Annotated in this window: 18 protein-coding genes; 5 read left to right on the top strand and 13 right to left on the bottom strand. The window is 72.3% G+C overall.

Translation table 11 applies throughout. The features are described 5' to 3' along the window. The 5 genes from OG625_RS09605 to OG625_RS09625 all read right to left on the bottom strand — a co-directional run bounded on the left by OG625_RS09605 (position 1) and on the right by OG625_RS09625 (position 5,418). Entirely contained in the window at positions 1-687 is a 687-nt protein-coding gene (locus OG625_RS09605; RefSeq protein ID WP_329378329.1) for a response regulator, read from the bottom strand. Beyond that, positions 684-3,311 carry a sensor histidine kinase KdpD gene (locus OG625_RS09610; RefSeq protein WP_329378331.1) on the bottom strand — a complete coding sequence of 876 codons (2,628 nt, stop codon included), beginning with the start codon at positions 3,309-3,311 and terminating at the stop codon, positions 684-686. The genes OG625_RS09605 and OG625_RS09610 overlap by 4 nt, the downstream gene beginning before the upstream one ends. Before the next feature lie 184 nt (positions 3,312-3,495). Continuing rightward, on the bottom strand, positions 3,496-4,287 hold the full coding sequence (locus OG625_RS09615) for a DUF3710 domain-containing protein (RefSeq protein WP_329378333.1): 792 nt from the start codon (positions 4,285-4,287) through the stop codon (positions 3,496-3,498). A gap of 1 nt (position 4,288) precedes the next feature. After that, positions 4,289-4,834: a dUTP diphosphatase gene (dut, locus tag OG625_RS09620; RefSeq protein WP_329378335.1), complete on the bottom strand. Its 546-nt coding sequence runs from the start codon at positions 4,832-4,834 to the stop codon at positions 4,289-4,291. Continuing rightward, positions 4,834-5,418 carry a PaaI family thioesterase gene (locus OG625_RS09625; protein ID WP_329378337.1) on the bottom strand — a complete coding sequence of 195 codons (585 nt, stop codon included), beginning with the start codon at positions 5,416-5,418 and terminating at the stop codon, positions 4,834-4,836. The genes dut and OG625_RS09625 overlap by 1 nt, the downstream gene beginning before the upstream one ends. Before the next feature lie 58 nt (positions 5,419-5,476). Between OG625_RS09625 and OG625_RS09630 the strand changes: the two genes are divergently transcribed. Then, positions 5,477-5,965 carry a DUF3093 domain-containing protein gene (locus tag OG625_RS09630; RefSeq protein WP_329378339.1) on the top strand — a complete coding sequence of 163 codons (489 nt, stop codon included), beginning with the start codon at positions 5,477-5,479 and terminating at the stop codon, positions 5,963-5,965. A 93-nt stretch (positions 5,966-6,058) separates the two neighbouring features. Here the strand turns inward: OG625_RS09630 and OG625_RS09635 are convergent, their stop codons facing one another. The 4 genes from OG625_RS09635 to OG625_RS09650 form a co-directional block, all read right to left on the bottom strand. Beyond that, on the bottom strand, positions 6,059-6,988 hold the full coding sequence (locus OG625_RS09635; RefSeq protein ID WP_329378340.1) for a hypothetical protein: 930 nt from the start codon (positions 6,986-6,988) through the stop codon (positions 6,059-6,061). A gap of 12 nt (positions 6,989-7,000) precedes the next feature. Continuing rightward, on the bottom strand, positions 7,001-7,297 hold the full coding sequence (locus OG625_RS09640; RefSeq protein WP_030036261.1) for a DUF4193 domain-containing protein: 297 nt from the start codon (positions 7,295-7,297) through the stop codon (positions 7,001-7,003). A gap of 382 nt (positions 7,298-7,679) precedes the next feature. Beyond that, positions 7,680-8,924, bottom strand: coding sequence for a sensor histidine kinase (locus OG625_RS09645; protein WP_329378341.1), 1,245 nt, complete (start codon positions 8,922-8,924; stop codon positions 7,680-7,682). Positions 8,925-8,929: 5 nt separating this feature from the next. Next, entirely contained in the window at positions 8,930-9,583 is a 654-nt protein-coding gene (locus OG625_RS09650) for a response regulator transcription factor (protein WP_030008767.1), read from the bottom strand. Between the two features lie 247 nt (positions 9,584-9,830). On the opposite strand from OG625_RS09650, the gene OG625_RS09655 reads away from it, so the two are divergent. Continuing rightward, positions 9,831-10,010: a hypothetical protein gene (locus OG625_RS09655; protein ID WP_329378343.1), complete on the top strand. Its 180-nt coding sequence runs from the start codon at positions 9,831-9,833 to the stop codon at positions 10,008-10,010. 207 nt (positions 10,011-10,217) lie between these two features. Here OG625_RS09655 and OG625_RS09660 read toward each other — a convergent pair whose 3' ends face one another. Both OG625_RS09660 and OG625_RS09665 read right to left on the bottom strand, forming a co-directional pair. Then, complete coding sequence (locus OG625_RS09660; protein ID WP_443067688.1) at positions 10,218-11,021, bottom strand: inositol monophosphatase family protein; 804 nt, start codon at positions 11,019-11,021, stop codon at positions 10,218-10,220. Between the two features lie 23 nt (positions 11,022-11,044). Then, the gene (locus OG625_RS09665) at positions 11,045-12,202 is read right to left on the bottom strand and encodes a ferrochelatase (RefSeq protein WP_329378345.1); all 1,158 of its coding nucleotides are present in this window, start codon (positions 12,200-12,202) and stop codon (positions 11,045-11,047) included. Between the two features lie 171 nt (positions 12,203-12,373). Between OG625_RS09665 and OG625_RS09670 the strand changes: the two genes are divergently transcribed. Both OG625_RS09670 and OG625_RS09675 read left to right on the top strand, forming a co-directional pair. Further along, positions 12,374-13,639, top strand: a complete 1,266-nt coding sequence (locus OG625_RS09670; RefSeq protein ID WP_329378347.1) for an MFS transporter — start codon at positions 12,374-12,376, stop codon at positions 13,637-13,639. Beyond that, positions 13,581-14,918, top strand: coding sequence for a D-arabinono-1,4-lactone oxidase (locus OG625_RS09675; RefSeq protein WP_329378349.1), 1,338 nt, complete (start codon positions 13,581-13,583; stop codon positions 14,916-14,918). Before OG625_RS09670 ends, OG625_RS09675 begins: the two co-directional genes overlap by 59 nt. A 15-nt stretch (positions 14,919-14,933) precedes the next feature. Here the strand turns inward: OG625_RS09675 and OG625_RS09680 are convergent, their stop codons facing one another. Further along, the gene (locus OG625_RS09680; protein WP_329378351.1) at positions 14,934-15,734 is read right to left on the bottom strand and encodes a hypothetical protein; all 801 of its coding nucleotides are present in this window, start codon (positions 15,732-15,734) and stop codon (positions 14,934-14,936) included. A 495-nt stretch (positions 15,735-16,229) separates the two neighbouring features. Here OG625_RS09680 and sepH point away from each other — a divergent pair, with 495 nt between their 5' ends. Further along, a complete protein-coding gene (gene sepH, locus OG625_RS09685; RefSeq protein WP_329378353.1) occupies positions 16,230-17,291 on the top strand; it encodes a septation protein SepH in 1,062 nt (353 codons plus the stop codon). A 194-nt stretch (positions 17,292-17,485) separates the two neighbouring features. On the opposite strand, the gene OG625_RS09690 is transcribed toward sepH, so the two are convergent. Then, positions 17,486-18,331, bottom strand: a complete 846-nt coding sequence (locus OG625_RS09690; protein WP_329378354.1) for a sulfurtransferase — start codon at positions 18,329-18,331, stop codon at positions 17,486-17,488. Positions 18,332-18,481: the final 150 nt, after the last annotated feature.

Genomic DNA, 18,481 nt, shown 5'->3' on the forward strand with positions numbered 1-18,481 from the left:
CTACCGCTCGAAGCGGTACCCCATGCCCGGTTCGGTGATGAAGTGCCGGGGGTGCGAGGGGTCCGCCTCCAGTTTGCGGCGCAGCTGCGCCATGTAGACCCGCAGGTAGTTCGTCTCGGTGCCGTACGAGGGCCCCCACACCTCCTGGAGGAGCTGCTTCTGGCTGACCAGCTTGCCCCCGTTGCGTACGAGGACCTCCAGCAGGTGCCACTCGGTGGGCGTCAGCCGTACGTCGCGGCCCTCCCGTACCGCCTTCTTGGCGGCCAGGTCCACCGTGAAGCCGGAGGTCTCCACGACCACCTCGCCGTCGCCGGAGCCGGTGGACGGCTCGGCCCGGCGGACGGCGGCGCGCAGCCGGGCCAGCAGCTCGTCCATGCCGAAGGGCTTGGTGACGTAGTCGTCGGCGCCCGCGTCGAGGGCCTCGACCTTCTCGTCGGAGGTGTGGCGGGCGGAGAGGACCAGGATCGGCACCCGGGTCCAGCCCCGCAGGCCCTTGATGACCTCGATCCCGTCCATGTCGGGCAGGCCGAGGTCGAGCAGCACCACGTCGGGGTGCCGGGCGGCCGCGAGCTCCAGTGCGCTCGCACCGTCGGCGGCGGCGTCGACCTCGTACTTGCGCGCCTTGAGGTTGATCACGAGGGCTCGGACGATCTGCGGCTCGTCTTCGACTACGAGCACCCGGGTCATTGAGGTCCTGCCTTCTGTCGTTCGGTATGGAGGTGTTCCAGGGTCGTGTCCGCACCGGGTCCGGTACTCCGGGCTTCGCTACGGGCTTCGCCGTCCACCGTGACGTGTGACGGCGTACGCCCTCGGCCCGCGGCGCGCAGGGTGAGCACCATGGTGAGTCCGCCGCCGGGGGTGTCCTCGGCCGACAGGGTGCCGTCCATGGCTTCGGCGAAGCCCCGGGCCACCGCGAGTCCGAGGCCCACGCCGGCTCCGCGCGGGGCGTCCCCGTGGCGCTGGAAGGGGGCGAAGATCCGGTCCTTGGCCTCGTCGGGCACGCCCGGTCCGCGGTCCACGACCCGCACCTCGACCCGGTCGCCGAGGAAGCTGGCCGCGACCAGCACCCGCTGCCCCGGCGGGCTGTACTTGACGGCGTTCTCCACCACGTTGGCCACGGTCCGCTCCAGCAGCCCCGGGTCCACCGCGACCATGGGCAGGGTCTCGGGCACGTCCAGCAGCACGCTGTCCTCCGGTACGCCGCCCAGCGCCATCGGGACCACCTCGTCGAGGTCGATCTCCCTGATCAGCGGGGTGACGGTGCCGGTCTGCAGCCGGGACATGTCCAGCAGGTTGCCCACCAGGTGGTCGAGCCGGTCGGCGCCGTCCTCGATGCCTTCGAGGAGCTCGGCCCGGTCCTCCTCGGACCAGTCCACGTCGTCGGAGCGCAGGGAGCTCACGGACGCCTTGATGGAGGCCAGCGGCGTACGCAGGTCATGGCTCACGGCGGCCAGCAGCGCGGTCCGGATCCGGTTGCCCTCGGCCAGCCGGCGGGCCTCCTCGGCCTCCCCGACGAGGCGCTCCCGGTCCAGGACCACGGCGGCCTGGGCGGCGAAGGCCCCGAGCACCCGGCGGTCCTCGGCGGGCAGCACCCGGCCGGACAGGGCGAGGGCCATGTGGTCCCCGATGGGCATGTCCACATCGGCGTCCTCGGGCCGGTCCACGGGGCGCGGACCCACGCTGCCGGCCCGTGTCCAGGGCTCCACGCCGCCCGCGCGCTCCAGCAGGGCCACGGACTCCATCGCGAAGGTCTCCCGGACCCGTTCCAGCAGTGCGGGCAGCGCGGTCTCCCCGCGCAGCACGCTGCCGGCCAGGAAGGAGAGGATCTCGGACTCGGCGCGCAGCCGCGCGGCCTGGTGGGTGCGCCGGGCGGCCAGGTCCACCACCGAGGCGACCGAGACGGCGACCCCGAAGAAGATGGAGATCGCCACGATGTTCCTGGGGTCGGAGACGGTGAACCGGTGCAGCGGCGGGGCGAAGTAGTAGTTCAGCAGCAGTGAGCCGCAGGCGGCCGAGGCGAGGGCCGGCCAGAGCCCGCCGAGCAGCGCCGCGGCCACGGTCAGCGCCAGGAAGAGCAGCATGTCGTTGGCGAGCCCGGGGTCCGCCTCGACGTGTGTGAGCAGCAGGCACAGCAGCACGGGGAGGATCACGCCGACCACCCAGCCGGCGACGATCCGGGGCCGGCCGAGGCGGGCCGCGGAGCGGACCACGGGCAGTCCGCGCCCCTTGGCCACCTCCTCGTGCGTGACGATGTGCACGTCGAGGTCGGGGCCGGAGTCGCGGGCCACGGTGGCGCCCACGCCGGGGCCGAAGACGTACTGCCAGGCCTTGCGGCGGCTGGAGCCGAGCACGATCTGGGTGGCGTTGACCCCGCGGGCGAAGGCGAGCAGCGCGTCCGGGACGTCGTCGCCGATCACATGGTGAAACGTTCCCCCCAGGTCCTCGACCAGGGTCCGCTGGATCGCCAGCTCCTTCGGCGAGGCCGCCGTCAGGCCGTCGCTGCGGGCGATGTACACGGCGAGGATCTCGCTGCCGGAGCCCTTGGCCGCCATCCGGGAGGCGCGCCGGATCAGCGTGCGCCCCTCCGGCCCGCCGGTGAGCCCCACGACGATCCGTTCGCGCGCCTGCCAGGTGGAGCGGATGTCGTGCTCGCCCCGGTACTGCTGGAGGTACTCGTCCGCCCGGTCGGCCACCCACAGCAACGCGAGCTCGCGCAGGGCGGTGAGGTTGCCGGGGCGGAAGTAGTTGGACAGGGCCGCGTCGACCTTGTCGGGCTTGTATATGTTCCCGTGCGCCATCCGCCGGCGCAGCGCCTGCGGGGACATGTCGACCAGTTCGATCTGGTCGGCCCGCCGGACCACCTCGTCGGGCACGGTCTCCCGCTGCCGGACCCCGGTGATCGACTCGACCACGTCCCCGAGGGACTCCAGGTGCTGGATGTTGACGGTGGACACGACGTCGATGCCCGCGCGCAGCAGCTCCTCGACGTCCTGCCAGCGCTTGGCGTTGCGCGAGCCCGGCACGTTGGTGTGCGCGAGCTCGTCCACGAGCGCGATGGCGGGCCCGCGGGCCAGCAGGGCGTCCACGTCCATCTCGGTGAAGGCGGCGCCGCGGTACGTCAGCTCCCTGCGCTCCACCTGCTCCAGCCCGTGCAGCATCACCTCGGTGCGCGGCCGCCCGTGGTGCTCGACGAATCCGACGACGCAGTCGGCGCCCCGCTCCACCCTGCGGTGGCCCTCGGAGAGCATCGCGTAGGTCTTGCCCACACCGGGTGCCGCGCCGAGATAGATCCTTAGCTTGCCGCGTCCCATGGGGCCATTCTCAGTGACCTTTGCCCCGTTCACGCACCTTTGGCGCCCCGTGCGCCGATCCCTGACGGATCCCTGACGCGGGTGTTTCGCCGCGCCGGCGCCGACGCCGTGAAACACCGCGGGCCGTACCCCCAAGGAGTACGGCCCACGGCCTGAAACGTTCGTCGCCCTCGCGCAGCGGGGGTCAGCGAACCTCGGTGATCTCCGGGCCGCGCTCCAGCTGGCCCATGCCACCGCCGAAGCGGGAGCCTTCCTCCTGCTGCTCCTCCGTCGTCTGCACGCCGTCCGGCACCATCTGGGCGTCGTTCGGCAGCTTCAGGACGATCGGGTCGCGGGGGGCCATCGGGCCGTCGCCGCGGACGACGACGGTGTCCCGGAAGATCTGCTCCAGCACGCCGGCCGACTCGGGGCGCACCGCGCCCTGGCCGGAAATGACGCCCCGCAGGAACCAGCGCGGGCCGTCGACGCCCACGAAGCGGACCAGCTGGGCGCCGGTCTGCCCGTCCGGGAGCGGTACGGGAACCTGCGCGCGCAGCTCCCAGCCCAGCGGACCCTCGACCTCGTCGATGATGCCGCCCTGCTGGGTGATGCCCGAGGCGATCTCCTCGCGGACCTCGCCCCAGATGCCTTCCTTCTTGGGCGCGGCGAAGGCCTGCAGCTGTACGGCGCTGTCGCGCAGCACCACGGTCGCGGCCACGATCGCGTCACCGGCGACCTCGACGCGCAGCTCCATGCCCTCGACCCCGGGTACGAAGATGCCACCCAGGTCGACCCGGCCGTCGGCCGGGTTGCCGAGCACCTCGGAGACGTCCCACGGGCCGTCGGGCCGGGGGGCCGGGGGCAGGTTCACGCGGCGCGGGCGGGCCGCGTCGTCCTGCTCGTCGGCGTCGGCCTCAGCGCCGTCCACGCTGTCGACGACCTGCTCGGCCGCGCCGCCGTCCTTGACGGAGTCGTTCTTCTTGCGACGTCCGAACACGTCACTGTCCTTCCCGGTCGGTTACGACCGAAGCGTAGCCATTCCCACCCTGCTGACCAGCGCCGGATCCGGCCACGGCCGCATGACCGCCGGTGGAGCCGAAACCCCCCTCGGCCCGGGCCGAGCCGGGAAGTTCCGCCACCTCGTGGAAGCGCACCTTCTCGACCCTCTGGACAACCAGCTGGGCAATGCGGTCGAAACGCTCGAACCGGACGCTCTCGCGAGGGTCGAGATTGACCACGATCACCTTGATCTCTCCACGGTACCCGGCATCCACCGTCCCGGGGGCATTCACGAGCGCGAGCCCGCACCGGGCGGCCAGGCCCGAGCGCGGGTGCACGAAGGCCGCGTACCCGTCGGGCAGCGCGATGGACACGCCGGTGGGCAGCACGGCCCGCTCGCCGGGGGCGAGCTCGGCGGCCTTCGTGGTCACCAGGTCGCAGCCGGCGTCGCCGGGGTGGCCGTACTCCGGGATGGGCACCTCGGGGTCGACGCGGCGGATCAGCACGTCGACGTCATGACGCGGGACGTTGTCGTTCAGGGACATCAGGGGTTCACCTCGAAGGCGCGTGCGCGCCTGACCTGGTCCGGGTCGGCCATCGCCGCCTGGATCTCCTCGGGCCGACCGTTGTCGATGAAGTGGTCGACCTTCACCTCGATGAACAGCGCGTCCGCGCGCACGGCGATCGGGCCCTCGGGCCCGCCTATGCGCCCGACCGCACTGCAGTAGATCTTCCGCCCGGCCACGGCCGTGACCTCGGCCTCCAGGTACAGCACGGTGTCCACGGGCACCGGCCGTACGAAGTCGGTCTCCAGCCTGCCCGTCACCGCGATGACGCGCAGCAGCCAGTTCAGGGAGCCGAGGGTCTCGTCGAGCGCGGTGGCCAGCACCCCGCCGTGGGCGAGACCCGGGGCACCCTGGTGCGCGGGCTTGACGGTGAACTCGGCACTGACGCGTACGCCCTCGCCCGCCCGGGCCTCCAGGTGGAGTCCGTGGGGCTGGCTCCCGCCGCACCCGAAACAGTGCTCGTAGTGCGCACCGAGGAGCTCGCCGGGTGCGGGGGCATCGGGGTGCCGGACCGGCGCGGTGGCATCGGCCGGGGGCGTCAACGCTGTGTTTCGTCCACTCACAGCCGCAGACCTTACCCGCGCGGCTACCCGCCGGTCGCCTCGTGGCAGGCTTGGCGGTATGCAGCTCTCCCCCGCGCACCACGACGAACGCCTGACCGCGCCCCGCTCCTGGTGGTTCATCGCCGTACTCATCGGGCTCGCGTGCGCGCTGATGCTGCTGCCGCTGGGCACCCTGCCGCTCCTGGCCGGCCTGGTCGGCGGCACCGCGCTCGCCGGTCTGCTGGTGAGCTCGTACGGGTCCGCGCGCGTGCGCGTGGTGAACGGCGCGCTGGCGGCCGGGGATGCCCGGATCCCGGTGGCGGCCCTCGGCGAGCCCGAGGTGCTGGACGCCGAGGAGTCCCGCGCCTGGCGCTCGTACAAGGCCGACGCCCGCGCCTTCATGCTGATGCGCAGCTACGTGCCGACGGCGCTCCGCGTCGAGATCACGGACCCGACGGACCCGACGCCGTACGTCTACGTCTCCACCCGCGAGCCGGAAGCACTGGCGGCGGCGATCATGGCAGCCAAATCCAGCTCCGCCGAAACCTCCAGCCCCGCCGGCGCTTGAGGCGACCTTCCAGCCCCGCCGGCGCTTGAGGCGTGGGGGTCCCCCCGGACGGAGTCTGGGGGAAGGTTCGGGGCGGAGCCCCGGCAGCGGCGCTCAGTCCTTGGTCGCCGGGTTCGCCTCCGGGTCGGCGGCCTCAAGGGCGGCCCTGGCGGCCTCGGGAAGGGGCTGGGTGGGCTGTTCAAGGGGCGGCAGGGCCGGCAGGGCGTCCCAGGACACGGCGCGGCTCCGCAGGTCCGCACGGACCTTCTCCGCGAGTTTCCGCGTATCGCGGCGGTTCATGACCGCGCCCACCGCCGCGCCGATCATGAACGGCATGAGGTTCGGCAGGTTGCGGAACATCCGCTTCATGATCTGCTGGCGCAGTTCGCGCTTCATCTGACCGCCGAGCGCCGCGTTCAGCGTCGTCGGTTTGGTCAGGTCGACCCCGCGCTCCTCCGTCCAGGAGGTCAGGTAGGCGAAGCTGCGCTCCTTGAGCGTGCCGGGCGCCCGCAGGCCGTAGACCTCGTGGAGCTCGGCGATGAGCTTCAGCTCGATCGCCGCGACCCCGGTGATCTCGGCGGCCATTTCCATCGGCATGGCGGGCGGGACGGGCAGCATGGCCGCCGCTCCGATGCCCGCGCCGACGGTGGAAGTGCCGTTGGCGGCTCCCGAGATCAGCTTGTCGGCAAGCTGATCGGGGCCGAGGCCCGGGAACTGTGCGCGCAGGGTCGCGAGGTCCCGAACCGGAACGCGCGGTGCGTTCTCGATGATTCTTTCGGTGATGTGCAGGGCGGCGTCCCTGACACTTTCGCCGCCCTTGCGCATACCGTTTTTGACGGCTTGCAGCCGACGAGCCCCGGACCGCTGCCGGGACGCCTCGTCGGCCCCTGTGGCCGACGGCACCGCTATCGCGGTGCCGGAGGGCACGGCGGGGCCGCCGGGGGCTCCAGGACCCGTTTCCGGGTCCGTGGTGGCCACCTGCGTCTCCGCCGATTCACCACGTTTTCGCAAGAGGCGCTTGCGAAACGGTGTCGAGCCAGCCACGGCCGACGCCTCTCAGTCGCAGTCGCGGCAGATCGGCTGACCGTTCTTCTCGCGTGCCAGCTGGCTGCGGTGGTGCACCAGGAAGCAGCTCATGCAGGTGAACTCGTCGGCCTGCTTGGGCAGGACCCGGACGGCCAGCTCCTCATTGGAGAGGTCCGCACCGGGCAGCTCCAGGCTTTCGGCCGAGTCGAACTCGTCCATGTCGACGGACGAGGACGACTTCTCGTTCCGTCGTGCCTTCAGCTCTTCAATGCTGTCGTTGTCGACGTCGTCGTCGGTCTTGCGTGGGGTGTCGTAGTCCGTTGCCATTGTTCGCTCTCCCCCTCTGGGTGTTAGCGGTGTCTCAGCGCACGTAACGCGCGAGAGGCCGGACTTGTGCCCGACCTGAGGCGGAGATTTTGCCTCACATCAAGGTCTGTTACTCAATCGACACCCAGCCGCACGCCTGAAGAGCCGATTGGCTGGGATGACGACCGGGACCGTACACGGTCCGGGGGCCGTCTTGCACAAACGCCACCCCGTGTATTTCCCGCCATTAGGGGGGCCGGAAACCCGGACTTCCCGGGCTTTCCGGCCGCCCCGGGGTCACTGAACGCACATGGCCGGACACTGGGCACTGTGATCGATCACACAGAATCAAGCGACTGCACAGGGCAAGCATTCAGCCAACAGCGAACACGGGGTCGGGATCTCACAAGGGAAGAGTGACACGCATCACGAGGCCACCGCCCTCCCGGGGCACCGCCTGGATCCTCCCGCCGTGTGCGCGCGCCACGGAGCGCGCGATCGACAGGCCCAGTCCGACACCCTTGTCACTGCCCGTTCGCTCCGTACGCAGCCGTCTGAAGGGCTCGAAGAGGTTGTCCACCTCGTACGCGGGAACGACGGGACCCGTGTTCGATACCAGGAGCACCGCCTGGCCATGCACGGCCTCGGTCGTGACCTCCACCCAGCCGCCCTCCGGCACGTTGTACCGGACGGCGTTCTGCACCAGGTTGAGGGCGATCCGTTCCAGCAGCACGCCGTTGCCCTGGACGACGGCCGGCGCGCGCTCGCCCCGGATCTCCACGCCCTTCGCCTCGGCCTCGCCGCGCACCTGGTCGACGGCGCGCGAGGCGACCTCCGCCAGGTCCACGGGCTTGCGCTCGACGATCTGGTTCTCGCTGCGGGCCAGCAGCAGCAGGCCCTCGACCAGCTGCTCGCTGCGCTCGTTCGTGGCGAGCAGGGTCTTCCCGAGCTGCTGGAGCTCGACCGGGGCCCCGGGATCGGAGAGGTGGACCTCCAGCAGGGTCCGGTTGATCGCGAGCGGCGTCCGCAGCTCGTGCGAGGCGTTCGCCACGAACCTCTGCTGGGCCGTGAAGGCCCGCTCCAGCCGGTCGAGCATCTCGTCGAAGGTGTCCGCGAGCTCCTTGAGCTCGTCGTCCGGGCCGTCCAGCTCGATCCGCCGGGTCAGATCGGAGCCGACCACCCGGCGGGCGGTGCGGGTGATCCTGCCGAGCGGCGAGAGCACCCGGCCGGCCATCGCGTAGCCGAAGGCGAAGGCGATGATGCTCAGGCCGAGCAGGGCCATCAGCGACCGGCTCAGCAGATCGTCCAGGGAGTGCCGGCGCTGTTCGGCCATGCACTGGCTGATCGCCGCGTTGAACTGCGAGGCCGACTGGTTGATGGTGGCGACGCCGGGGCAGGTGGCGCTGGTGACCTGCGCGTTCCCGCCGACGAACTCGTACGGCATCGCGTTGCCCTCCCGCAGGGCCTGCGCCGCCAGGAGGTAGATGATCGACAGCAGCAGGATGCCCGCGATCAGGAACATCCCGCCGTACAGCAGCGTGAGGCGTATCCGGATGGTCGGCCTCAGCCACGGGAAGGGACCCTCGGGCTGACCGGGGTCCCAGGTCGGTTTCGGTGGCGCCGGAGGTGGCGCCGGAGTCGTCGCCACCCTCGTCAGATCCGGTACCCGGAGCCAGGCACGGTCACGATGACCGGCGGCTCCCCCAGCTTGCGCCGCAGGGTCATGACCGTCACCCGCACCACGTTCGTGAAGGGATCGGTGTTCTCGTCCCATGCCTTCTCCAGCAGCTGCTCGGCGGAAACGACGGTCCCTTCGCTGCGCATGAGGACCTCCAGCACCGCGAACTCCTTCGGCGCCAGCTGCACCTCCTTGCCCTCGCGGAACACCTCGCGGCGGTTCGGGTCCAGCTTGATCCCGGCCCTCTCCAGCACGGGCGGCAGCGCGACGGTGGTGCGCCGCCCCAGCGCCCGCACGCGGGCGGTGAGCTCGGTGAAGGCGAAGGGCTTGGGCAGGTAGTCGTCCGCCCCGAGCTCCAGCCCCTCCACCCGGTCGCTGACGTCTCCGGAGGCGGTCAGCATCAGCACGCGGGTGGGCATGCCGAGCTCGACGATCTTGCGGCAGACGTCGTCCCCGTGGACGAGCGGGAGGTCCCGGTCGAGCACGACCACGTCGTAGTCGTTCACCCCGACGCGTTCGAGGGCGGCGGCGCCGTCGTACACGACGTCCACGGCCATGGCCTCCCGGCGCAGTCCGGTGGCCACCGCATCGGCGAGCAGCTGCTCGTCCTCGACGACGAGTACGCGCACGTCGTTTCCTTCCTCCGAGCCCGTGAGGGCACACGTGTATTGCGTCGTCCATCCTGCCCGTTTCGCCGGTAAACCGGCTGTAAGGCGCCGCACGGAGGGGGCGCCCGGGGTGGAAGTGAGGATTGACTCGCCTGGTGAGGTTTCCGGGCCCGGAGGGCCGGGGAGGACGTCAGCACACCCCATCCACTCCCTGACGGCGGACAGCCACGTGCCGCCGCCGACCCACGAAGAGGGGGCGAACCCCATCATGGACGCATTCACCGCGGGTCTCCTGCAGCGCATCAGGGCCACGCAGTCGGACCTCAGGCAGGCCCGCGAGACGGGCGACGACTTCCTCGCGGAAGTGGAACAGGCGGAGCTGGAAGACCTCCAGCGCCTCGCCGCGGAACACGGAGTCCCGGTCTCGGCCGCGGTCCCCGCCTCCTGACCTGCCGGTCCTGCACGCATCGAACCCCGGCCGCCCTCACGGCGACCGGGGTTCGCGCATGTCCGGCCCCGCCGCTGCCAGGGGCTCCGCCCCCGGCCCCTCCCCCGGCTACCGCTGGGGGTACCCCCAGCGCCTCAAACGCCGGCGGGGCTGAATTTGGCTGATGCAGCCTGCCTGGCGGAGCCCCGGGAAGGCGGCCCGCAGGGGTCAGTCGTGCCAGGCCCCGGCCGCGTCCAGGAGCGGCTGCAGCGAGGCGAAGACGGCCGGTGTGGCGGCCAGGGCGAGCTCCCCCGAGGCGGCCTCCCCCGGCCGACCGCCCGTGAGGGCCCCGGCCTCGCGGGCGATGAGGTCACCCGCCGCCAGGTCCCACGGGTTCAGCCCCCGCTCGTAGTACCCGTCCAGCCGCCCGGCCGCCACGTCGCACAGGTCCAGCGCCGCCGACCCGCCCCGACGGATGTCGCGGACCAGCGGGATGATCCGTGCCGCGACCTCGGCCTGCCGGACCCGCCGCGTCTGGAGGTACCCGAAGCCGGTCCCGACCAGCGCCTGGTCCAGCGGCGCCGCCGCCCGGCACGCGAGCCGCGCCCCGCCCAGCCACGCCCCGCCGCCCAGCACCGCGTGATACGTCTCCCCGCGCATCGGCGCCGCCACGACGCCGACCACCGTCTCGCCCTCGTACTCGGCCGCGATGGACACGCCCCAGCTCGGCAGCCCGTAGAGGTAGTTGACCGTGCCGTCCAGCGGGTCGACGACCCACCGGATCCCGCTCGTGCCCCGGGAGTCCGCGCCCTCCTCGCCGAGCAGCCCGTCCTCGGGCCTCCGCTCCGCGAGGATCCCCGTGATCACCTTCTCCGCCGCGATGTCCATCTCGGTCACCACGTCGATCGGGCTGCTCTTGACCGCGGCCACCGCCAGATCGGCCGGCCGGCCGTCGCGCAGCAGCGCTCCGGCCTGCCGGGCGGCCTCCAGGCCCACGTCCAGCAGTTCGGCCTTCAGCTCTTCAGAGATCACGGTCCGGCTACTCCTCTGCGTTCCTACGCGTACGGACTGTCCACGCCCGCGGCCGCCGGCCGGGGCCCTCGCGCCGGGCAGCAGCCCACGGCGCACAGATCATGGCTTGCTCCGAGCAGCCCGAGCGCGCACCGCTCGACGGGCTCGCCCCGTTCGGCCGCGGCCCGCTCCAGCACGAGTTCCCGTACCGCCGCCGCGAACCGCGGGTCGGCCCCGACCGTCGCCGACCGGGCGATCGGCAGGCCCAGCTCCGCGGCCTTGGCCGTCGCCTCCGTGTCGAGGTCGTACAGGACCTCCATGTGGTCCGAGACGAAGCCGATCGGCACCATGACCGCCGCCGGGGCGCCCGCCGCGTGCAGGGCCTCCAGGTGGTCGCAGATGTCCGGCTCCAGCCACGGGATGTGCGGGGCGCCGCTGCGCGACTGGTAGACGAGCTCCCAGGGCAGTTCGGTGCCCGTCTCGGCCCGGACCGCGTCCGCGATGACCTCGGCGACGTCCAGGTGCTGCTTGACGTAGGCCCCGCCCTCGCCGCCCCGCGTGTGCTCCTCGACCGGCCCGGAGGTGTCGGCCGCCGCGGTGGGGATGGAGTGCGTGGTGAAGACCAGGCGGGCGCCGGCCCGGACCTCGTCGGGCAGGGACTCCAGCGAGGCGAGCACCCCGTCGATCATGGGCTGCACGAAGCCGGGGTGGTTGAAGTAGTGCCGCAGCTTGTCCACCTTCGGCAGCTCGGCCACCCCCTCCTCGGCGAGCGCGGCGAGCGCGTCGGCGAGGTTCTCGCGGTACTGGCGGCAGCCCGAGTACGAGGCGTACGCGCTGGTCGCGAGGACGGCGATGCGGCGGCGCCCGTCGGCGGCCATCTCGCGCATCACGTCGTTCAGGTACGGGGCCCAGTTGCGGTTGCCCCAGTAGACCGGCAGGTCCAGCCCGTGCTGGGCGAAGTCCTTGCGCAGCGCGTCCAGCAGCTCGCGGTTCTGGCCGTTGATGGGGCTGACGCCGCCGAAGCCGAAGTAGTGCTGCCCGACCTCCTTGAGCCGCTCGCGCGGGATGCCCCGGCCGCGTGTGACGTTCTCCAGGAACGGCACGACGTCGTCGGGTCCCTCGGGGCCGCCGAAGGACAGCAGCAGGAGGGCGTCGTAGGGAGCGGCGGGCCCGCCGGCGGGCGGGAGGAGCTGGTCTGACATGCGTCGAATCCTGCCACCCGGCGCACTCGGGCGGGAACCGGCCCGGCCGCGAGCCACCCCGCACCACAGGTAAGGTGACCCTAAGTTCCAGGATCCGGAACCCTCCCCATGCGGGCGCCCCGCCGGCGGTCGTAACCTGTATGGGCCAATGACGTCCCTTACGGAGGGCCCTTGCCCAGTCCCTACCGCGCGATCTTCGCGGCCCCCGGCACCAAAGGGTTCAGCGCCGCCGGCCTGATAGGCCGGCTGCCGATATCCATGGTCGGCGTCGGCATCCTGACGATGATCTCCGAGATGACCGGCCGCTACGCGATGGCCAGCGCCCTCACCGGCACCCTGGCGCTCGCCGCCGCGGTCATCGGCCCCCAGGTCTCCCGCCTGGTGGACCAGTACGGGCAGCGCCGCGTCCTGCGGCCGGCCACCGTGATCTCGGTGGCCGCCGTCGCCGGACTGCTGCTGGCCGCCGCGTACGGGCTCCCGGACTGGACGCTCTTCGTCTTCGCCGCGATCGCGGGTTGCGTGCCGAGCGTGGGCTCGATGATCCGCGCCCGCTGGACCGTGATCTACCAGGACTCCCCGCGCGAGCTGCACACCGCGTACTCCTTCGAGTCCGTGGTGGACGAGGTCTGCTTCATCTTCGGCCCGATCATCGCCATCGGGCTGTCCACCACCTGGTTCCCGGAGGCCGGCCCGCTGATCGCCGCCATCTGCCTGATGGTCGGCGTCTGGTGGCTCACCGCGCAGCGCTCCACCGAGCCGGCGCCGCACCCGCGCGACGAACACGCGGAGCGCACCTCGGCCCTGCGCTCCCCCGGCCTGCAGGTGCTCACGGCCACCTTCGTGGCCACCGGCGCGATCTTCGGCTCCATCGACGTGTCCACACTGGCCTTCGCCGAGGAGCAGGGCCACAAGGCCGCAGCGAGTCTCATCCTGGCCATCTGGGCGCTGGGGTCCTGTATCGCCGGAATCGTCTTCGGTCTGCTGCACCTCAAGGGCCGGACCGAACGCCGGTGGGTACTGGGCATCTGTGCGATGGCCGTGAGTATGATCCCCCTCCTACTGGCCGGGAACTTGCCGTTTCTGGCCGTGGCGCTCTTCGTCTCGGGCCTCGCCATCGCTCCCACGATGATCACCACGATGGCCCTGATCGAGGCGCACGTACCACGCGCGATGCTGACCGAGGGCATGACCTGGATCAGCACCGGCCTCGCGGTCGGCGTCGCCGTCGGCTCGTCCGTGACCGGTCTGGTCATCGACGCCGCCGGGGCTCGCAGCGGGTTCGTGGTCTCCATCTCGGCGGGGCTCGCCGCGGCGGCGGTGGCGTTCGCGGGATACCGCCGGCTGACGAGGCCGGCGCAAGGGGAGGAGCGTTCTGGCGATGGCGGACACACCGACGGCGCAGACAGCGGGGAAGAACGGGCCGACCACGTGGCGTAACTGGGCGGGGAACGTCACCGCCGCGCCCGCCCGCACCGTGGCTCCGGCCTCGGTCGAGGAGCTCCAGGAGACGGTCCGCAGGGCCGCGCAGGAGGGCTTGCGGGTGAAGGCGGTCGGCACCGGCCACTCCTTCACCGCGGCCGCCGCGACCGACGGGGTGCTGGTACGGCCGCAGACGCTGGCCGGGATCCGGGAGATCGACCGGGCCGCGGGCACGGTGACGGTGGCGGCGGGCACGGTCCTCAAGGACCTGAACGTGGCCCTGGCCCGGGAGGGCCTCTCCCTGACCAACATGGGCGACATCATGGAGCAGACGGTCTCCGGCGCCACGAGCACGGGCACGCACGGCACCGGCCGCGACTCGGCCTCCATCGCCGCCCAGATCCGCGGCCTGGAGCTGGTCACCGCGGACGGCGAGCTGCTGGTGTGCTCCGAGAAGGAGAACCCGGAGGTCTTCGCGGCGGCCCGGCTCGGCATCGGGGCGCTCGGCATCGTCACCGCGATCACCTTCGCCGTGGAGCCGATCTTCTTCCTGACCGCCCGTGAGGAGCCCATGGGCTTCGACCGGGTGACGGCCGAGTTCGACCAGCACGTCGCGGAGAACGAGCACTTCGAGTTCTACTGGTTCCCGCACACCGGCAACTGCAACACCAAGCGGAACAACCGCAGCCAGGGTCCCGCCGCCCCGCCCGGACCGGTCAGCGCCTGGATCGAGGACGAGCTGCTGTCCAACGGCCTCTTCCAGGCCGTCAACTCGCTGGGCCGAGCCGTCCCGGCCACCATCCCCGCCATCGCCCGCGTCGCGAGCCGCGCCCTTTCGGCGCGCACTTACACGGACATCCCGTACAAGGTGTTCACCAGCCCGCGCCGGGTGCGTTTCGTGGAGATGGAGTACGCCCTCCCGCGCGATCAGGTCGTCGAGGCCCTGCACAAGCTGCGGTGGATGGTCGACCGCTCGGACCTGCGGATCAGCTTCCCGGTGGAGGTGCGGACGGCCCCGGCGGACGACATCACGCTGTCGACGGCCTCGGGGCGCGAGACGGCGTACATCGCGGTGCACATGTACAAGGGCACCCCGTACCAGGCCTACTTCACGGCGGCCGAGCGCATCTTCACCGCGCACGGCGGCCGTCCCCACTGGGGCAAGGTGCACACGCGGGACGCGGAGTACTTCGCGGCGGCCTACCCCCGGTTCGGCGAGTTCACCGCGCTGCGGGACCGCCTCGACCCGGACCGGGTGTTCGGCAACGACTACCTGCGGCGCGTCTTGGGCAACTGAGCCTGGGCGACTGACCTAGGAGGCGCTCTGCTCGCCCGAAGGCGTCGGGGTGCCCGTGCCGGGGGTCGGGGTGGGCGTGGGTGTCGGCGTCGGGGTCTGCTTCGACGGCGAGGGGTCCGGAGCCGGGTCCCCCGAGCCCGAGGGGCTCGGGTCCGGGCTCGGGCTTCCGCCGCCTTGGGAGCGCGAGGGGCTCGGGGACGTCCCGGGTTCGGGGGTCTTCCCGCCCTTCTCGCCCCGCTCGCCCTTCTCCCCCGTGCCCGACTCGCTCCCGGAGGGGGCCGGTTCGTCGTGGCTCACCTTGCGGGTGCCGCCGGAGAAGATGGTGCCGCCGCCGCTGCTGACCGAGGTGTCGGAGATCGCCTCGTAGGTGCCGAGGGCGCCCAGCGAGATGACGAAGGCGGCGCCCGCGGCCACGGCCGTGCGCTTCCAGCCCCGTACCCGGGTGCCGTGCACGGTCGCCTCGCCGAACTCCTCGTCCGGGGGCGCGGCGGCACGGAGCGTCATCGTGCCGTCCGGAGCCCGTTCCCCGCCGGGCGCCGGCACCTCGCGGGTCCTGGGGCGGGCGCTCTCGCGCAGCTGGTCGCCGGTGCGCCGGAAGAGGTGCTGGATGACCGGTCCGCCGGCGGTGGCGACCACGCTGACGACGCCGGCGCCCAGGATCGTTCCGTAGACGCCCATCTTGGAGGCCAGCAGGGCCGCGGCGACCGTGGCGAGGGAGCTGCCGGCCACCTGAGCCGCACTCAGGTCGAGCTTCTTCTCCGCCTTCTTCTCCGCCGGTGTCTCCGGTTCGACGTCGTGCGTAGCCTTCTGACCCATCGCCATCCCCTGCGCGTCCTGCCCCTCGCGTGAACGAATCCCTCAGCACTTACTGACAGCCGAGCGAAACGGAAAGTTCCGTTTCTGCGGATTCTGTGAAGCAAGACACCCCGAATCGGACACGGGTGCAGGTGGGACCCGACAGAGGGCACGCCAACTCCCGCCGTCCGGGAGAAGTTCGGCGGCGCGGCGGTCCACCCAGGTGGCCCGAATGGAGTACTGTGGCGAGCCCTGGGGCCGTCCTTCCTTACGGATGTCCGGACTCGGGAGAGGGGGCCGGCTGATGGAAAACGGCACTCGAAGACCGGTGATGCCGCGGTATCGCACGGGCTCCTGCTGCGCACAGTAATCACTCGGTCACTGTGCGTGCCCAACAGGTAACCGTGCCATAACGGCGATCAAGGGCGCATGCCCGACACGCCGGTTTAACTCGGCAAGGTTGTGGCAGGCTGCACCCGGGCAGGCCACACTCGACTAGCGGAAGCAGCGACGCACGTGACGTCGGCAGGCACCACCCGGGAGGTCCCCATGCCCGAACTGCGTGTCGTGGCCGTCTCAAATGACGGCACACGACTGGTGCTCAAGGCTGGGGACAGCACGGAGTACACGCTTCCGATCGACGAGCGGCTGCGGGCTGCCGTGCGCAACGACCGCGCGCGCCTGAACCAGATCGAGATCGAGGTGGAGAGCCACCTCCGCCCCCGCGACATCCAGGCCCGCATACGGGCCGGTGCCTCCGCGGAGGAGGTCGCTCAACTCGCCGGCATCCCCGTCGACCGCGTACGCCGCTTCGAGGGCCCCGTGCTCGCCGAGCGCGCCTTCATGGCCGAGCGGGCCCGCAAGACCCCCGTGCGCCGTCCCGGCGAGAACACCGGTCCGCAGCTCGGCGAGGCCGTGCAGGAACGGCTGACCCTGCGCGGGGCCGAGAAGGAATCCGTCCAGTGGGACTCGTGGCGCCGCGACGACGGCACCTGGGAGGTCCTGCTCGTCTACCGGGTCGCGGGCGAGCCGCACTCGGCGAGCTGGACCTACGATCCGCCGCGCCGACTGGTCGTGGCCGTGGACGACGAGGCCCGCTCCCTGATCGGGGAGGCGGAGGACCTGCCGGCGACGCCCGAGCCGAGCTTCCCCTTCGTGCCGAGGATCGCGCGGCTGCCGCGCGACCGGCCGCTGGACCGCGCCCTCGACCGGCAGTTGGAGCGTGCCGACAGCAGGCCGGCCGCCCCCCAGCCGGATCCGGAGGAGGAGCGGGACACCCTGACGAGCCTGCTGGAGGCCGTCCCGAGCTTCCGCGGCGATCTGGTGGTCCCGGACCGCACCGACACCCCGGCCACGGAAGCGGAGGTGGAGGAGCCGCCGGCCCCGGCCGCCTCCGCGGGCGCGGGCTCCGCGTACGCCGACGTCCTGATGCCCCGCACGGTGGCGGGCCACCGCGACCGCCTGACCGGCACCACCGACCGCCAGGCCGAGGCCGACGGGGTCCGTCCGGGGCGCCGAGCGGCGGTGCCCAGCTGGGACGAGATCGTCTTCGGCACGCGGCGCAAGAAGCAGGAGTAGCGGGGCCGCCGACGCCTGAAGCGGCGGGCTGAACGGTACGGCGGGACCTGAGCGGGCCGGCCCGGCCGGGGCCGGGCGCGCGCCGGGGCGTCACCTCGGACGCCGAACGTGACGAGGGGCCGGACGGTCGGGCGCGTAGTCGCGTTCGGCGCCCTGCGAGGAGCACCCCGGCACACACCCGACCCCCGTCACGACTACTGCGGGTCGGGGCCGGTGGCCACCGGGCGGGCCGGGTCCGAGGACCAGTGCGACCAGCTGCCCGCGTACAGGTCGGCCTCGATGCCGGCCACCGCCAGGGCGAGGACCTCATGGGCTCCGGAGACCCCCGAGCCGCAGTACACGCCCACCGCCGTGCCCTCCGAGGCGCCGAGCCCCTCGAAGCGGGCGCGCAGTTCCGCCGCCGGGCGGAAGTGGCCGTCCTCGGTCACGTTCTCCGTGGTCGGGGCCGACACCGCGCCCGGGATGTGGCCGCCGACCGGATCGATCGGCTCGACCTCACCGCGGTACCGCTCCCCCGCCCTGGCGTCCAGCAGCAGGCCCGCGCGCGCCCGCGCGGCCGCTCCGTCCGCGTCCAGCAGCCCGACGGATCCCGGAGTTGGCTTGAAATCGCCCCCCATGGGAGTCACCTGGTCGGCCGATACGGCACCCCCCGCCGCCGTCCACGCGGCCAGGCCCCCGTCCAGCACCCGCACGTCCGGGTGGCCCGTCCATCGGAGCAGCCACCACGCGCGGGCGGCAGCCCAGCCCTGGCCGCCGTCGTACACGACCACGGGCCCGTCGGAAGTGACCCCGGCCCGCCGCATCGCCGCGCCGAAGGCCTCCGTGTCGGGGAGCGGGTGACGGCCGCCCGCCCCGGGCGGACCTGCCAGTTCGCGGTCGAGGTCGACGTACACGGCGCCGGGCAGGTGCCCGGCCTCGTAGGCGGGCCGCTGGTCGGGGCCGCCCAGCTGCCAGCGGACGTCCAGCAGCACCGGCGGCCGGGAGCCGGCCGTCTCGGCCTTCAGCTCGGCGGCGGAGAGGATCGCAGAATGAGCAGTCATGCGGGCCATCTTCCTCCCCACCCGGCAGCCTCGTAACACGCCCGTCACCGGCCGGGCGCACCGATCCGGTCATCTCTGTCCCGGGGCCCTACGAAGCGGCCCGGTCGGGGCGCGCCGGGGCGTTCGGGGTGGAAGCATCAGCACCGGCGA

This window comes from Streptomyces sp. NBC_01351, assembly GCF_036237315.1.
Lineage (GTDB): Bacteria > Actinomycetota > Actinomycetes > Streptomycetales > Streptomycetaceae > Streptomyces.

Coding starts and splice junctions, on each gene's coding strand:
- OG625_RS09605 (WP_329378329.1), bottom strand. CDS start 687: ATGACCCGGGTGCTCGTAGTCGAAGACGAGCCGCAGATCGTCCGAGCC.
- OG625_RS09610 (WP_329378331.1), bottom strand. CDS start 3,311: ATGGGACGCGGCAAGCTAAGGATCTATCTCGGCGCGGCACCCGGTGTG.
- dut (WP_329378335.1), bottom strand. CDS start 4,834: ATGTCCCTGAACGACAACGTCCCGCGTCATGACGTCGACGTGCTGATC.
- OG625_RS09630 (WP_329378339.1), top strand. CDS start 5,477: ATGCAGCTCTCCCCCGCGCACCACGACGAACGCCTGACCGCGCCCCGC.
- OG625_RS09640 (WP_030036261.1), bottom strand. CDS start 7,297: ATGGCAACGGACTACGACACCCCACGCAAGACCGACGACGACGTCGAC.
- OG625_RS09655 (WP_329378343.1), top strand. CDS start 9,831: ATGGACGCATTCACCGCGGGTCTCCTGCAGCGCATCAGGGCCACGCAG.
- OG625_RS09665 (WP_329378345.1), bottom strand. CDS start 12,202: ATGTCAGACCAGCTCCTCCCGCCCGCCGGCGGGCCCGCCGCTCCCTAC.
- OG625_RS09675 (WP_329378349.1), top strand. CDS start 13,581: ATGGCGGACACACCGACGGCGCAGACAGCGGGGAAGAACGGGCCGACC.
- OG625_RS09680 (WP_329378351.1), bottom strand. CDS start 15,734: ATGGGTCAGAAGGCTACGCACGACGTCGAACCGGAGACACCGGCGGAG.
- OG625_RS09690 (WP_329378354.1), bottom strand. CDS start 18,331: ATGACTGCTCATTCTGCGATCCTCTCCGCCGCCGAGCTGAAGGCCGAG.